Here is a 14003-nt window from a genome sequence, read left to right on the forward strand (position 1 = left end):
CATGTGCACAACGAGGTGAGCGGAGACGTCCACGGAACCGTGGTGCAGGCACGCGACGTCTACCTGCAATCACCTGCCCCGACCGCGCTCGACGGGCTGCCGCCGGTCGCCGCCGAGTTCACCGGCAGATCCGCCGACCTGACCGCCGTCGCCGAGGCGCTGGGCGGCTCGCAACCGGTCGTGGTGTCGACAGGCCTCGCGGGCGTCGGCAAGACGACCCTCGCGGTCAAGGCGGCCCACGACGCCGCCGACCGATTTCCCGGCGGCGTGCTGTTCGTCGACCTGCAGGGGTACTCGGCGCCCGTCGAACCGCTGACCGCGCTCGGAGCGTTCCTCGGCGCCCTCGGTGTCGTGCGGGTGCCCGAGTCGCAGGCCGAACGCGAGTCGCTCTACCGCTCCCGGCTCGCGAAGCGGCAGCCGACGCTGGTGGTGCTGGACAACGCCTCCTCGTCCGGCCAGGTCCGCCCGCTGCTGCCGCCGGGGGACCAGCACCGCGTCCTGGTGACCAGCCGGCACACGTTGGCCGATCTCCAGGGCGCCCGGCGTCTGTCGCTGGACGTGCTGCCGGCCGGGGAGTCGGTGGCGATGCTGGAGAACCTGGTCGGGGCCGCCGATCCCGCGGACGAACGGATCACGTCCGCGCCGGGGACCGCGCACGAGATCGCCGGCCTGTGCGGAGGGCTGCCGCTCGCGCTCGGCATCGTCGCGGCCCTGCTGTCCGACGACCCCGGCCTGCCGCTCGCCGACCTCGCGGAGTTGTTGCGGGAAGCCAGGCTCACCGAACTGAGCTACGACGACGACGTGGCCGTGCGCGCGGCCTTCGACCTCTCCCACGAACGGCTCGACCCGGCCGAGCGGCGGCTGTTCCGGTTGCTGTCGCTCAACCCCGGCCGCCAGGTCAGCTCTGCGGCCGCCGCAGCTCTTGCCGGGCAACCGTTGCGGGACACGCAGAAGCTGCTGACGGGCCTCCGCCGTGCGCACATGATCGAGAGCGGTGAGCCGCACGGCTGGTTCCGGTTCCACGACCTCCTGCGCCTGTACGCGGCGGAACGCGCGGAGGACGACGTCGAGGAAGCCGCGCTCCGCCGCCTGATCGACTACTACGCCGAGGCGGCGGAGCGGCTGGAACGGACCGAGCGGTCCAACATCGTCGCCGCGGTCGAACTCGCGCACGGGCTGGGTCGTCACGAGCAGGTGCTGCGCATGGCCTTCGCACTGGGCACCTTCCGGTTCTACGGCCATCGCAACAGCGCGGACGGCTTTCGCACCTACGAGCTGGCGCTCGATGCCGCGTTGCGTCTCGGTGACCGGGACGGCGAGGCCAAGGCGCTGCGCGGGCTCGGGTGGATCCACCGCGAGACGGGCCACAACCCGGCTGCCTACGAGCGGTTCCGCCAGGCAGCCGCGTTGAGCGGGGAACTGGGGGACCTCGGTGGTCTGGCCAGGGCACTGCACAGCCTGGGCTCACTCGCCCGGCGCCAGGAGGACTTCCCGCTGGCGTGGCAGCACTACCGCGAGGCGCTGACCGCCTACCACGATGCCGGGGAACCGGGCGGCGAGGCGCACATCCGGTACAACATGGGCATTCTCGCCGACGACGAGTTCCAGCCGGACCTCGCCGTCTCCCACTTCAAGGCCTGCACCGAGATGGCCGAGGTCGCCGGCCGTCTTGCTCTGGTCGGACGTGCGCACAAGAGGCTCGCGCTGATCGCGTCGGACTCCGGTCACCAGGAAAAGACGCAGCAACACCTGCAAGCCGCGCACGCCGCCTACCTCGCGGGAGGCCACGAGAAGTGGGCGAAACTGCTCTGGCAGCAGTTCAGGAAGGCCCGGCGCAGCAGGCGTTCGCGCGACTGACCTCAGCCCTCAGTTCTTGCGATCGGTGTGGCCCAGCGACCGTTCCGGCGCCACCCTGTCGCGCACCAGCTGCTTGAGCACGGCGAGGTCCGGAAACCCCTCCTGCTCCTTGCGCGACCACAGCGTCTCGCCGTCGAGCCGCACGTCGAACACGCCACCCGTGCCGGGGATCAGCGCGACCTCGCCCAGCTCCGCGGTGAACGTGGTCAGCAGCTCCTGCGCGGTCCACCCGGCGCGCAGCAGCCACCGGCACTGGGTGCAGTACTCGATCTCCAGACGCGGTGTTCTCACGCCTTAGTAGTAACAGAGTGCGAGGCGTCCGCGCCCCAGCTGGCCAGCAGCTGCAGGCCCTCGGCGGACGGGGTGCCGGGCTCGGCGTGGTAGGTGGTGAGGAACAGGCCGGGCTCGCTGGGCATCCGCAGCGTCTCGTACGACAGCGTCAGCTCGCCCACGAGCGGGTGGCGCAGCACCTTGGTGCCGAAGCTCTTCTCCTTGACCTCGTGCGCGGCCCAGAGCTGCCGGAACAACTCGCTCTTGAGCGAGAGCTCGCCGATCAGCGCGGCCAGTTCGGGGTCGTCGGAGCAGCAGCCCGCGTCGAGCCGCAGGAACGCCACGATGTCCGCGGCCTTGTTCTCCCAGTTGACGAACAGGTTCTGGTACTCGGGCCGCAGGAAGATCATGCGCGCCCAGTTGCGGTCGCGCGGGTCGAGCCTGCTCCAGTCGCCGAACAACGCCGCGGCCATCGGGTTCCACGCGAGGACGTCCGCGCGCCGCCCGCCGATGTACGCGGGCACGGCGATGCCGTCGAGCAGGTGCCGCAACGCCGGTCGCAGCGGCGAGCGCGGCTCTTTCTTCTTCTTGTGCGGCTTGCTGCGCGTCAGGTTGCCGAGGTGTTCGCGTTCGGCGTCGTTGAGCCGCAACGCGCGGGCGATCGAGTCGAGCACCTCGGCCGAGACGTTGCGTCCGTTGCCCTGTTCGAGACGCGTGTAGTACGCGACGGAGACGCCCGCGAGCTGCGCCAGCTCCTCGCGGCGCAGGCCGGGCACGCGACGGGCACGGCCGTACTGGGGCAGGCCGACGTCGTCGGGGGACAGCCGGGCACGACGGCTGCGCAGGAAGTCGCTCAGCTCGGCACGCGGGTCGACGGTCATGGGCCCGAGTATCCCCGCCACCGCGGGAACGTGCCTGCTACTGCTGGTGGTAGGCACGGCAGTCGTACGAAAACCAGGTGCCTGGGCAGGTCCGTCGAAGAGGCGCAGTGTCGTCACCGACACGACGAACCGAGGAGAGACCCTGATGAGCACCGTCGCTGCCTACGCCGCTCCCGCACCCAAGGCACCGCTGGAGCGCACCACCATCGAGCGTCGCGCGGTCGGCGCGCACGACGTCCTGATCGACATCAAGTTCGCGGGCATCTGCCACTCCGACATCCACCAGGTCAACGAGGGCTGGGGCGAGTCGATCTTCCCGATGGTCCCCGGTCACGAGATCGCGGGCGTCGTCGCCGAGGTCGGTTCCGAGGTGACGCGGTACGCCGTCGGTGACCGCGTCGGCGTCGGCTGCTTCGTGGACTCGTGCCGCGAGTGCGACCACTGCCTGCGCGGCCTGGAGCAGTACTGCGCCAAGGGCCAGGTCGGGACCTACAACGCGGTCGGCTACGACGGCGAGGTCACCTACGGCGGTTACTCGAAGCAGCTCGTGGTCGACGAGAACTACGCCGTGCGCATCCCGGACGCGCTTCCGCTGGACGTGGCCGCGCCGCTGCTGTGCGCCGGCATCACGCTGTACTCGCCGTTGAGGCACTGGAACGTCGGCCCCGGCACCAAGGTCGCGATCGTCGGCCTGGGCGGTCTCGGCCACATGGGCGTCAAGATCGCCGTCGCGCTCGGCGCCGAGGTCACCGTGCTGTCGCAGTCGTTGCGCAAGAAGGACGACGGGCTCAAGCTCGGCGCCCACGACTACCGCGCGACCAACGACCCGGCGACGTTCGCGGAGCTCGCCGGCAAGTTCGACGTGATCGTCTCGACGGTGTCCGCGCCACTGGACTTCGGCGCCTACCTGAGCCTGCTCAGGACCGACGGCGCCCTTGTCAACGTGGGTGCGCCCGAGGAGCCGATCTCGCTGAACCTGTTCAGCCTGATCGGCCGGCGCAAGACGCTCGCCGGTTCGATGATCGGCGGCATCGCGGAGACCCAGGAGATGCTGGACTTCTGCGCCGAGCACGGCCTGGGCGCGGAGATCGAGCTGATCAGCGCGGACGAGATCAACACCGCTTACGAGCGCGTGCTCTCGAGCGACGTGCGGTACCGGTTCGTGATCGACACGGCCACGATCTGAGGGTTCCTCATTGGGGCGGGCACGGCTTTCCGGTCGCGTAGGCCTCGGTCGCGCCTGCGATCACCCTGTCGAGCTGCAGGAGGGTCTCCTGCAGCTCTTCGATCTGCTTCACCACCGACGAGCGGTGCCCGATCAGCTTGGTCATGACCTGCGGCGCCGCCACCCCCGTCACCACGCACGGCAGCATCTCGAGGATCGACGCACTGGAGATCCCGGCAGCGTAGAGCTGCTGGATCAGCCGCACCCTGCCGATGGCGTTCTCCTCGTACCGCCGTTGCCCGCTCTCACTGCGTTGCGAGGCAAGAAGGCCCTGCTCTTCGTAGTAGCGCAACGCGCGCACGCTCACGCCTGTGCGTTCCGCCAACTCGCCGATGCGCATGAGACCTCCGCCACAAAACCTACCTCTGACGTTAATGTCAGGTTCCTAGCCTAGCTCTCATGCTGCTCACTAGCTACCGACTCGGAAACCTGACCCTGCCGAACCGCCTCGTCATGGCGCCGATGACCCGCGCACGGGCTGTTGACGGCGCACCGACGGCGGAGACGGCCACCTACTACGCCCAGCGCGCCACGGCCGGGCTCATCGTCACCGAAGGCGTGCACCCGAACGCCGTCGGCCAGGCCGGTCCGGCCATGCCCGGCATCCACACCGACGAGCAGGTCGAGGCCTGGCGCGCGGTCACCGACGCCGTGCACGCCAACGGCGGCCGCATCTTCGCCCAGCTCATGCACGGTGGCCGGATCGGCCACGCCGAGGTCGCCGGGCACCACCCCGTCGGACCGTCGGCGATCGCGGCCGGCACCGAGATCTTCACCCCGACCGGGCCGGCGCCCGCGCCCGTGCCGCGCGCACTGGAGACCGCCGAGGTGGCCGAGCAGGCCCAGGCGTTCGGCGACGCGGCACGGCGGGCCGTCGAGGCCGGGTTCGACGGCGTGGAACTGCACGGCGCGAACGGGTACCTGATCCAGCAGTTCCTGTCCTCCAGCGCCAACGAGCGCACCGACGGCTACGGCGGCTCGATCGCCGGACGCGTCCGGTTCGCCGTCGAGGCGGTCGAAGCGGCCGTGGACGCCATCGGAGCCGACCGCGTCGGCATCCGGCTCTCACCCGGCGGCGAGATCCAGGGCATCGTCGAACAGGACGTGCCCGCGCTCTACGGCGAGCTGCTGAAGGCGTTGCCGGACATGGCCTACATCCACGTCCTGACCACTGTGGACGACGAGCTGCTGATGGGGTTGCGCAAGGCGTGGCCGAGCGCGTTCATCCTCAACCCCGGCGGCCAGATCGGCCCGGTCGAGGGCACCCAGGAGCAGGGGGAGCGCTGGCTCGCCAACGGCGCCGACCTGATCAGCTACGGCCGCGCCTACATCGGCAACCCCGACCTGGTCGAACGCTTCCGGCTCGGTCTGCCGCTCGCGAGCACCGAGCGCGAGACCTGGTTCGGCACGCCGAACGGGTACGTCGACTACCCGAGCTATCAGCACTGAAGCGCGCGCAGCAGGTGGTCGGTGAGTCGTTCGAGGTAGTCGGGCTCGACCTCTGCCCGGCGGACGGACAGCCGCCAGTAGACCGGTGCCGCCACCAGGTCCAGGGCGATCTCGAGGTCGAAGCCGGCGGGTAGCTCGCCCCGGTCGACCGCTCGTTGCAGCGTCACGGCGCCGAGTGCCCGCCGGGGTTCGCCGATCGTCGCCGCGATCGCCTCGGACAGCGCCGGGGTGCGGACGGCCTCGGCGGTGAGGTCGGGCAGGATCGTGGCGAACCGGGGGTGCGTGAGCCAGTCGTGCACGGCCGTGACGGTGGCCAGCAGATCACCGCGCAACGACCCGGTGTCCGGAACCTCGGCCAGTGGCACGGAGAACTCCGACAGAGCCGCGACCACCATGTCCTGCTTGGACGGCCACCGCCGGTACAGCGCGCTCTTGCCGACCTCCGCGCGCTTGGCGACGGCCTCCATCGACAGCCGGCCGTAGCCGTGCAGGGCGAGCTCGTCGAGCACGGCGTCGGTGATCGCCTGCGTCACCTGGGGCTGCAGCACGGCGGCGCCGGTCGGGGTGCGCTTGGTCATGACGCACATCATAGGACTGGACGAGACGGTCCCGTTCCGCCTAACGTGGTGGACGGGACGATACCGTCTCGTCCATTTCTGTGAGGAGCTTCCGTGGACCTCATCCCGAGGGCGCTGCAACTGCTGCTGGACAAGGACATGATGGGTTTCGCCGGCCTGTGGGCCGAGGACGGCGTGGCGGAGTTCCCGTTCGCCCCGCCCGGCTGGCCCGCGAGGCTGGAAGGCCGTGCGGCGGTCGAGGACTACCTGCGCGACTACCCGAAGATGCTCGACATCCGGAGCTTCCCGAAGCAGGTCGTGCACCAGACGACCGATCCGGACGTGCTCATCGCCGAGTTCGACGCCGAGGGCGTCGTGGTCGCGACCGGCAAGCCGTACCGGGCCTCCTACATCGCCGTCGTCACGACCCGCGAGGGCGAGATCGTGAGCTACCGCGACTACTGGAACCCGTTGCTGGTGCAGGAGATGGCATGACCACGCTGATCATCGGCGGCACCGGCACGACCGGCAGCCGGCTGGCCGCACTGCTGCCCGGCGCCCGTGTCGGCACCAGGAAACCCCTGCGGGACGACCACGTCCGGTTCGACTGGGACGTGCCCGCGACGTTCGGCAACGCGCTGGAAGGGGTGAGCAGCGTCTACCTGATGCCCCCGATCGGAGTCGTCGACCCCGTTCCGGTGGTCGAGTCGCTGCTCGCCCGAGCGCGGCTCGTGCGGCGAGTCGTCCTGCTCAGCTCGTCCGCGGTGCCGGAGAGCGCCACGGGGATGGGCGCGCTCCCGGCACTCGTGCGCGCCCTTCCGGAGTGGGCGGTGCTGCGGCCGTCGTGGTTCATGCAGAACTTCACCGGCGACCACCTCGTCGCGGCCGGTGTCCGCGACGGCGAGATCGTCACGGCGACCGGGGACGGCCGGGTCGGGTTCGTCGACGCCGCCGACATCGCCGCGGTGGCCGCCCGTGCGCTGACGGATCCGTTGCCGCACAACACCGATCACCTGATCACCGGGCCGGAGGCGCTCAGCTACGCGGACGCCGCCGCGATCATCACCGAGGTCACCGGGAAGCCTGTCCGGCACCGTTCGGTCGGCACGGCGGAGATGACCGAGCGCATCGCCACCGCGGTGCCCCGCGAGTTCGCCGCCCTCCTGGCCGGGCTCGACGAGGACATCCGGGGTGGTGCGGAGGACCGGGTCACCACGACCGTTCAGGAGGTGACGGGCAGGCCACCGGTTTCGTTCCGCGACTTCGTCAGGCGCACGTTCACCGCGTCTTAGCGCACCAGTTCGCACGGGACGAGGAAGAACCAGTCCTGAGGCTCGTGCTCCAGCCGTGCGAACTCGTGCGTCGTCGCGCACTCCGCACGGGCGTTGGCCAGGCTCTCGTCCCACGGGACGCCGGTCAGCACCGCGCCGGGTTCGCGGAAGTGGGCGAAGACGCTGACCACCACGAGGATCCCGATCAGGTAGCGGCTTCCCGCCCGCACCACGCGTTCCCCGGTGCTGCGCGGGGCCGCGTCGAGGCCGACGAAGATCGCGGTGAACAGGAACAGACACGGTGCGATGCTGTAGCGCTGGGCGGCCATCACGACGCCCGGCGCCTGCACCTGCAGGACCTGCGCCCAGTTCAGGACCAGACACGCGACGATGAGGACCACGCCGTAGGCCCCGGCGACCAGCGCGAGCGTTCGTCCCGGCCGGTCGGCGAACCGCAGCCCCATCACGATCGGCACCGCGGCGACCAGCACCGCCGCGAGGATCACCAGGTTGCCGTTCGCCGGGTAGAACGCGCTGACCCGCTCGGAGCCCGTGAACGCCACCACGGGCACCCGCAGGAGGCTCGCCAGCAGCACCTGCACCGGGTCGACCTCGTCGTGCGAGTACGCCGTGCGCGAGGCGAAGACCATCGTCAGGCCCTGCACTACCAGCGCGGCGAGGAACGCGACCGGCACCTCCTTGCGCGGCTGGAAGAGCCGCACGAGCGCGATGGGCGCCAGGATGAAGATCAGCGGGCTGGTCAGGGCGGAGAGGACCACGAACAACGCGACCGGCACGCGCGGAGCGTTGCGCCACAACAACGCCCAGAAGGTCCCGTAGAGCAGGAACCAGTGCAGGTTCGTCATGTTGTTCAACGTCTCGGAGTTGCCGGCGGGCAACACGACGACCAGCGACGCCAGCGCGAACCGCATCGGCGTCGACTTCAGGTACGCCTTCGAACCCGCGAACGTGATCAGCGCGACGAGCGCGCGCAGCACCGCAGCGAAGACCGCGAACCCCGCGGCGGCCCACTCGATCGGCAGCAACGCCACCAGTTCGGCGACCAGGCGCGGCAGCGCGTGCAGGTAGCCGCCGTAGGGATCGGTCAGGTTCGACAGCGCGGGGGAGAGCATCGCGTCGACCAGGAACCGGGCGCCGTCCTCGGCCCACAGGTGGTCGAGCCTCGACCAGCCCGCCGGGACGAGCAGCAGGAACGCCACCGAGGCGACGAACGCGCCCGCGTTGCCCAGCCACGCCAGCTCGTGCCGCGGCTCGTCGGGCACAGGTAAGACGCTGCCCGCGAGTTTTTCTGGCCGTTTCGCCGTTGATGTAACCATTCGTGCCCCCATGTCCGATTCCGAACCTGGGAGAACGTAGCCGGTCAGCGCCTGGTGAGATCCGGCAGGCGCTCGTACCTGGCCCACTGCTCCGCGGTCACCTGGGTGATCGGCGACGAGTTCAGTGTCGCGACCTCGGCCGATTCGACAACCCACAGCTTCTCGCCGAGCAGCAGTGCGACCTGACCCGCCGGGTTGCTCACGGCAGGCGCGCCCGCCGGGACGCTGACCGCGAGCTTGAGCGCGTCGACGCCCTGCGGACGGGTGCCGAGCACGGCGCGTGAGAACTTCTCGGCCACCGAACGGCGCTCGAAGCGCATCACGCTGTCGCCCACGACGACGTCGAGCGTGCGTTCCGGCGACGGCACCGCGAAGCCGTTGAGCACCTTCGTCTCCGTCTCGGTGGCGCACCCCTTGAGGCCGACCGCGTCGATGCCGAAGTGGGCGATGTTCGTCGGTCCGGCAGGGCCTTCGATGGTGCCCCTCAGCACGTCGATCGCCACGCGACCGCACGGGTCCTTGGCGTCGACCAGCGCGTGGCCCTCCGGCGTGCGCAGCAGGCCGGGGCCTTCCTTCCAGGGACCGGGGATCACCACGGGCTCGAACGGGTGGCGGGTGAAGTCCCTGTTCCAGAACGTGATGGTGGTACCGGCGTCGGTCTCGTGGGCGATGGCGAACGAGGCCACCGCCTCGATCCACATCCAGTCGGCGCTGAACGCCTCGACCACCGACCGCGTGCGCGGGGTGTTGTTCGACGCCACCGGCTTGAAGCCCTGCGTGCCGAGCGCCTCGACGCCCTTGACGAACGTCGGGTCCTGCGAGCGCAGCACGTACTGGCCCGCGCCGTTCTGGTGCGAGGCGAGGCCGGTGGTGTCGGTGAACATCAGGTACACCCAGCCGTCGAGGTGCACGGCCGACTGCTGACCGGCGCCGTAGGTGTTCTCGCGGATGTTGTCACCGGCGGGTCCGGCGAGCGACTGGCCGCCGTTCTCCCGCGTCCAGGTGATGCCGTCCTTGCTGGAGGCGACGCCGATCGAGCTTCCGTTCGCGTGGTTGTCCCTGGCCGCGCCCGTGTAATACATGTAGTAGGTGTCGCCGATCTTGATCAGCGACGGGTCGCACGTGTGCATCGCGTCGAAGCTGCCGCCGCTGCCGGAGAACACCGGTACCGCCGTCGAGAACGGTCCGCCGACGCCGGGACCCTCGCTGTAGAGGATGTCGTCGCCACCGGGCGGTGCCGCGCTCAGCTGGCTGCACCACCACGCGCGCACGCGGCCGTTGTCGACCATCACCGCGGGCGCGTAGTTGTACGGCGCGTCCCCGGCCCCCGCGAGCACCGTTCCACCGCTCTGCCGGCCGTTCTCCACGCCGAGGGTGATCTTGTTCCTGGGCGGTGCCGCCGGGGGTGCCTTCTTCGTTGACGTGGGCTTCTGCGACTCGACCGCCACACCGATCGGGTCGCCGACCGCCGCGTTGGTGCACGCCGTGACCGCACTGAGCAGCGTGAGCGCAGCGAGTAACGCGACAGGTGGGCGACTCAGGGGCACTCACCCATCATAGTGATCAGGTCCTCCGGACGGGTGAAGTGCGCCGTCGCAGCCCGTTCGGAGGCGTTGAGCAGGAGGAACGCGGCAGGTCTGCGAACCGTTGCGGGACTGGGGAAGCCTGATCGCGTCCGCCGGTGGCCTGAGCAGTTCGCCCGTCAGCTGCCCAGGTAGCGGACGACGGCCATCACGCGGCGGCTCAGGCCGGTCGAGCCGGAGAGGCCGAGCTTGTCGAAGATCGCGTTGATGTGCTTTTCGGCGGCGCTCTGCGAGATGTGCAGCTGAGCGGAGATGCGGGCGTTCGTGAGGCCCTGGGCCATCAGTTCCAGCACGGCCTTCTCGCGCGCGGTCAGCGTTTCGAGCGGGTCGACGTGGGTCGTCCTGGTCAGCAGCCTGCGCACGACCTCCGGGTCGAACGCCGCGCCGCCCGCCGCGACCCTGTCGAGGGCCTCGAGGAACTCGTCGACCTGCGCCACCCTGTCCTTGAGCAGGTAACCGACCTTGCCGCCGGTGCTGGTGATCAGCTCGGTGGCGTAGCGGTTCTCGACGTACTGGGAGAGCACGAGAACGCTGACCTCCGGCCACCGCTCGCGGATCTCGAGGGCGGCGCGCATGCCGTCGTCCTTGTGGTCCGGTGGCATCCGGACGTCGGTGACGACCACGTCCGGCCGGTGCTCCTCGGTCGCCTTGATCAGCTCCGGTGCGGTGCCGACGGCGGCCACCACGTCGTGGCCCTCCTCGGCGAGCAGCCGGATCAGCCCCTCGCGCAGCAGCGTCGAGTCCTCGGCCAGGATCACTCGCACGGCACCCTCGCGTAGATCGTGGTGGGACCGCCTCGCGGACTGGTCACCTCGAACTCCCCGTCCACCGCCTTGACCCTCCTGGCCAGCCCGGACAGGCCGGTGCCGGTGGGATCCGCGCCACCGTCGCCGTCGTCCCACACCATGACCGTGATGCCCGTCGGGTCCGGCCACACGGAGATCTCGACGACCGACGGATCCGCGTGCTTGGCCGCGTTGTTGACCGCCTCGGACACCACGAAGTAGATCACCGTCTCCAGCGCGGTGCCCGGCGACGCCTTGAGCTCGTTGCTGATCTCGACGCGCACGCTCGACCGCTCGGCCAGCACCTCCAGCGCCGCGTCCAGCCCCGAGTCGTCGAGCACGGCGGGGTAGACCCTGGTCGCGACCTCGCGCAGCTCGTCGAGCGTCTCGCCCGCCGTGAAGTGCGCCTGCTGCAACAAGTCCTGCAACTGCTCCTCTCCCTTCACCCGCCGGGCCCTGCCGATCAGCATGCCGAGCGCCACGAGCCGCTGCTGGACACCGTCGTGCAGGTCGCGCTCGATGCGCCGCCGCTCGTCGTCGATCGCCTCGATCACCTCGGCCCGCGTGCTGGTGAGCTCGGCGACCCGCTGGCGCAGCAACGCCTGCTGACTGGTCCCGAGCATCCCGGTGGCGAGCCACCTGTCCAGCGCCGCCACCCCCACCACGCCCGCCGTGGTCACGAAGATGACCAGCGCGCCCGGCACCGCCACCATCGCGAGCAACTTCACCGTCACGCCGTCGCCGTCCTGCACGAGCCCCCAGCCGCCGTCGAACAGCCACGCCGTCACCATCGACAGCGCGACGACGTACCAGAACGCCAGCATGCAGATCACGCCGGCACCGAGCCCGCCGACCAGCCACCGCGCCGCCAGATACCGGCGGCATCCCTTGCGCGTCAACGGATTCGTGTGCACGGCCCGGTCGAACCGCGCGATCCGGCCCAACTCGTACCCGGTCTGCCGCACCACACCCACACCGCTGATCGCGGCGACGAGCCCCAGCAGCCCCGTCACCGACCCGATCGTGAGCCCGACGAGCATCCGGAACCAGCCCCGCACCAGCGAACCCGCACTGAGCTGCCCTTCCTGATGCACGTTCGCCACCGTACCGACCGGCCCAGCCCCCGGCATTGCGGTTTACCGCAATATCGACCTGCGGTTTCCCCCACGATTCCCAACGGACAACCTCATGGCCCATCCCCCACCCCATTCCTAACGTTGACCCCGACCGACCAACCCATTCCCGAGGGGAAATCCAATGCTGGCTGACTGGGCCGTCTCACTGATGGAGTCACTGGGAGGCGTGGGCGCCGCCGTGGTCGTGGGCCTCGACAACCTGTTCCCGCCGATCCCGAGCGAACTGGTGCTGCCCCTCGCCGGCTTCTCCGCGAGCAAAGGCGTGTTCAGCCTGCCCGCGGCCCTGTTCTGGACCACCCTCGGCTCGGTGGCCGGAGCCGTCGTCGTCTACTACGCGGGCCTGCTCCTGGGCCGCACCAGAACCCGCAACCTGGTGGCCCGGATCCCACTCGTCCGCGTCACCGACTTCGACAGAACAGAAGCGTGGTTCACCCGCCACGGCACCAAAGCCGTGTTCTTCGGCCGAATGGTGCCGCTGTTCCGCAGCTTCATCTCCTTACCCGCGGGCGTGGAACGAATGAACCTCCCGAAATTCCTGATCCTCACCACGCTGGGCAGCCTGATCTGGAACACCCTCTTCGTGGGCGCGGGCTACCTGCTGGGCGAGAACTGGCACCGGGTCGAGTCCTACGCCGGCGTCTTCCAGAAGCTCGTGATCGTCACCGTCTGCGCCGCCGTCCTGCTCTTCGTCGCGACCCGCCTGCGCCAGCGCTCGAAGGGCGACCCGGAGGCGACCGCGGTCTTACCGCGCGTCAAGCGCTGACGCCGCCGCCCGCCGTGGCCGGCCGGGCCTGAGCCGGCACGGGAACGAGACAGCGGGTACGTCAGCCGACTTCGTTGTCACGCAACAGGATCCGGAGGGGGCGTGCCGCGTGCGACGAGTGTTCGTCCCGGCCTCCGTGCCGTTGGTGCTCGGTGCCGCCGCCCTTGTTCGCACGTCCGTGCACTCCAGCTGTCTGTGTCGTTCGCGCACAACCCGACGCACCCCTGACACGTGTCCCAGAGCAGCCCAAACCACGCGTCAGGCAACAACCTTGCCGCGCAACACGATCCGGGCAGGCCGCGTCAACACCGACGGGTCCTCGACGGGATCCGCGTCGTAGGCCACGACGTCCGCGTACCCGCCGTCCACCAGGCCGGGCAGCCCCAGCCACTCCCGCGCGGTCCACGACCCGGCCCCGATCGCCGCCTCCACCGGCATCCCGGCCTCGATCAGCCACGCGATCTCGCCCGCCACCGCACCGCAGGGCTTGTGATCGGTGCCGGCCAGCACGGTCACACCGGCCTCGTGCGCGGCCCGGACGGTGGAGAACGCGTGGTCCCAACCGCCGAGCAGCCAGTCCCGCAGCCGCGGGTCACGGGCGTCCGGCAGACCTGAAGCCGCAGCTTCGGCGAACGCCGAGAAGGTCGGCACCAGGGCCGTCCCCCGAGCAGCCATCCGAGGAAGGAGGGAGTGGTCGAGATGCAGGCCGTGTTCGAGACTGTCCACGCCGGCGAGCACGGCGTTGCGGCTGCCCTCCGCTGTCTGGCAGTGCACGGCCACGCGGCCGCCGACGGAGTGCACCGCGGAGACCACCTCGCTCAGGAGGTCTAGCTTGAGTTTTAACCTCTGAGCGGCTGGGTGAGACCCTGGTTGATCATGAGTGAAGCCC

At 70.1% G+C, this 14003-nt stretch carries 15 protein-coding genes; 6 read left to right on the forward strand and 9 right to left on the reverse strand.

The window, feature by feature from the left end:
* Positions 1-3 precede the first annotated feature (3 nt).
* Positions 4-1857, forward strand: a complete 1854-nt coding sequence (locus tag IE307_RS43290) for an ATP-binding protein (protein WP_191305315.1) — start codon at positions 4-6, stop codon at positions 1855-1857.
* Positions 1858-1866: 9 nt separating this feature from the next.
* On the opposite strand, the gene IE307_RS43295 is transcribed toward IE307_RS43290, so the two are convergent.
* Both IE307_RS43295 and IE307_RS43300 read right to left on the reverse strand, forming a co-directional pair.
* Positions 1867-2148: an Rdx family protein gene (locus IE307_RS43295; protein ID WP_191305316.1), complete on the reverse strand. Its 282-nt coding sequence runs from the start codon at positions 2146-2148 to the stop codon at positions 1867-1869.
* Complete coding sequence (locus IE307_RS43300) at positions 2145-3008, reverse strand: helix-turn-helix domain-containing protein (RefSeq protein WP_191305317.1); 864 nt, start codon at positions 3006-3008, stop codon at positions 2145-2147. The genes IE307_RS43295 and IE307_RS43300 overlap by 4 nt, the downstream gene beginning before the upstream one ends.
* A 145-nt stretch (positions 3009-3153) precedes the next feature.
* Here IE307_RS43300 and IE307_RS43305 point away from each other — a divergent pair, with 145 nt between their 5' ends.
* Positions 3154-4194, forward strand: coding sequence for an NAD(P)-dependent alcohol dehydrogenase (locus IE307_RS43305; protein ID WP_191305318.1), 1041 nt, complete (start codon positions 3154-3156; stop codon positions 4192-4194).
* Positions 4195-4201: 7 nt separating this feature from the next.
* On the opposite strand, the gene IE307_RS43310 is transcribed toward IE307_RS43305, so the two are convergent.
* Positions 4202-4573 carry a MerR family transcriptional regulator gene (locus tag IE307_RS43310; protein ID WP_191305319.1) on the reverse strand — a complete coding sequence of 124 codons (372 nt, stop codon included), beginning with the start codon at positions 4571-4573 and terminating at the stop codon, positions 4202-4204.
* 59 nt (positions 4574-4632) lie between these two features.
* Here IE307_RS43310 and IE307_RS43315 point away from each other — a divergent pair, with 59 nt between their 5' ends.
* Positions 4633-5682, forward strand: a complete 1050-nt coding sequence (locus tag IE307_RS43315; protein WP_191305320.1) for an alkene reductase — start codon at positions 4633-4635, stop codon at positions 5680-5682.
* Here the strand turns inward: IE307_RS43315 and IE307_RS43320 are convergent.
* Complete coding sequence (locus tag IE307_RS43320) at positions 5673-6260, reverse strand: TetR/AcrR family transcriptional regulator (protein ID WP_229905606.1); 588 nt, start codon at positions 6258-6260, stop codon at positions 5673-5675. The genes IE307_RS43315 and IE307_RS43320 overlap by 10 nt on opposite strands.
* A gap of 93 nt (positions 6261-6353) precedes the next feature.
* On the opposite strand from IE307_RS43320, the gene IE307_RS43325 reads away from it, so the two are divergent.
* Complete coding sequence (locus IE307_RS43325; RefSeq protein WP_268250480.1) at positions 6354-6734, forward strand: nuclear transport factor 2 family protein; 381 nt, start codon at positions 6354-6356, stop codon at positions 6732-6734.
* Positions 6731-7531: a Rossmann-fold NAD(P)-binding domain-containing protein gene (locus IE307_RS43330; RefSeq protein WP_191305322.1), complete on the forward strand. Its 801-nt coding sequence runs from the start codon at positions 6731-6733 to the stop codon at positions 7529-7531. The genes IE307_RS43325 and IE307_RS43330 overlap by 4 nt, the downstream gene beginning before the upstream one ends.
* On the opposite strand, the gene IE307_RS43335 is transcribed toward IE307_RS43330, so the two are convergent.
* The 4 genes from IE307_RS43335 to IE307_RS43350 form a co-directional block, all read right to left on the reverse strand.
* The gene (locus IE307_RS43335) at positions 7528-8793 is read right to left on the reverse strand and encodes a hypothetical protein (RefSeq protein WP_191305323.1); all 1266 of its coding nucleotides are present in this window, start codon (positions 8791-8793) and stop codon (positions 7528-7530) included. The genes IE307_RS43330 and IE307_RS43335 overlap by 4 nt on opposite strands.
* Before the next feature lie 98 nt (positions 8794-8891).
* A complete protein-coding gene (locus tag IE307_RS43340) occupies positions 8892-10394 on the reverse strand; it encodes a glycoside hydrolase family protein (RefSeq protein ID WP_191305324.1) in 1503 nt (500 codons plus the stop codon).
* Positions 10395-10549: 155 nt separating this feature from the next.
* Positions 10550-11194: a response regulator transcription factor gene (locus IE307_RS43345; RefSeq protein ID WP_191305325.1), complete on the reverse strand. Its 645-nt coding sequence runs from the start codon at positions 11192-11194 to the stop codon at positions 10550-10552.
* Complete coding sequence (locus tag IE307_RS43350) at positions 11185-12309, reverse strand: sensor histidine kinase (RefSeq protein WP_229905607.1); 1125 nt, start codon at positions 12307-12309, stop codon at positions 11185-11187. Before IE307_RS43350 ends, IE307_RS43345 begins: the two co-directional genes overlap by 10 nt.
* 163 nt (positions 12310-12472) lie before the next feature.
* Here IE307_RS43350 and IE307_RS43355 point away from each other — a divergent pair, with 163 nt between their 5' ends.
* Positions 12473-13114 carry a DedA family protein gene (locus IE307_RS43355; RefSeq protein WP_191305327.1) on the forward strand — a complete coding sequence of 214 codons (642 nt, stop codon included), beginning with the start codon at positions 12473-12475 and terminating at the stop codon, positions 13112-13114.
* 258 nt (positions 13115-13372) lie between these two features.
* On the opposite strand, the gene IE307_RS43360 is transcribed toward IE307_RS43355, so the two are convergent.
* Entirely contained in the window at positions 13373-13936 is a 564-nt protein-coding gene (locus tag IE307_RS43360) for an amidohydrolase family protein (protein ID WP_268250482.1), read from the reverse strand.
* Positions 13937-14003: the final 67 nt, after the last annotated feature.

It is taken from the genome of Lentzea cavernae (assembly GCF_014653695.1).
GTDB lineage: Bacteria > Actinomycetota > Actinomycetes > Mycobacteriales > Pseudonocardiaceae > Lentzea > Lentzea cavernae.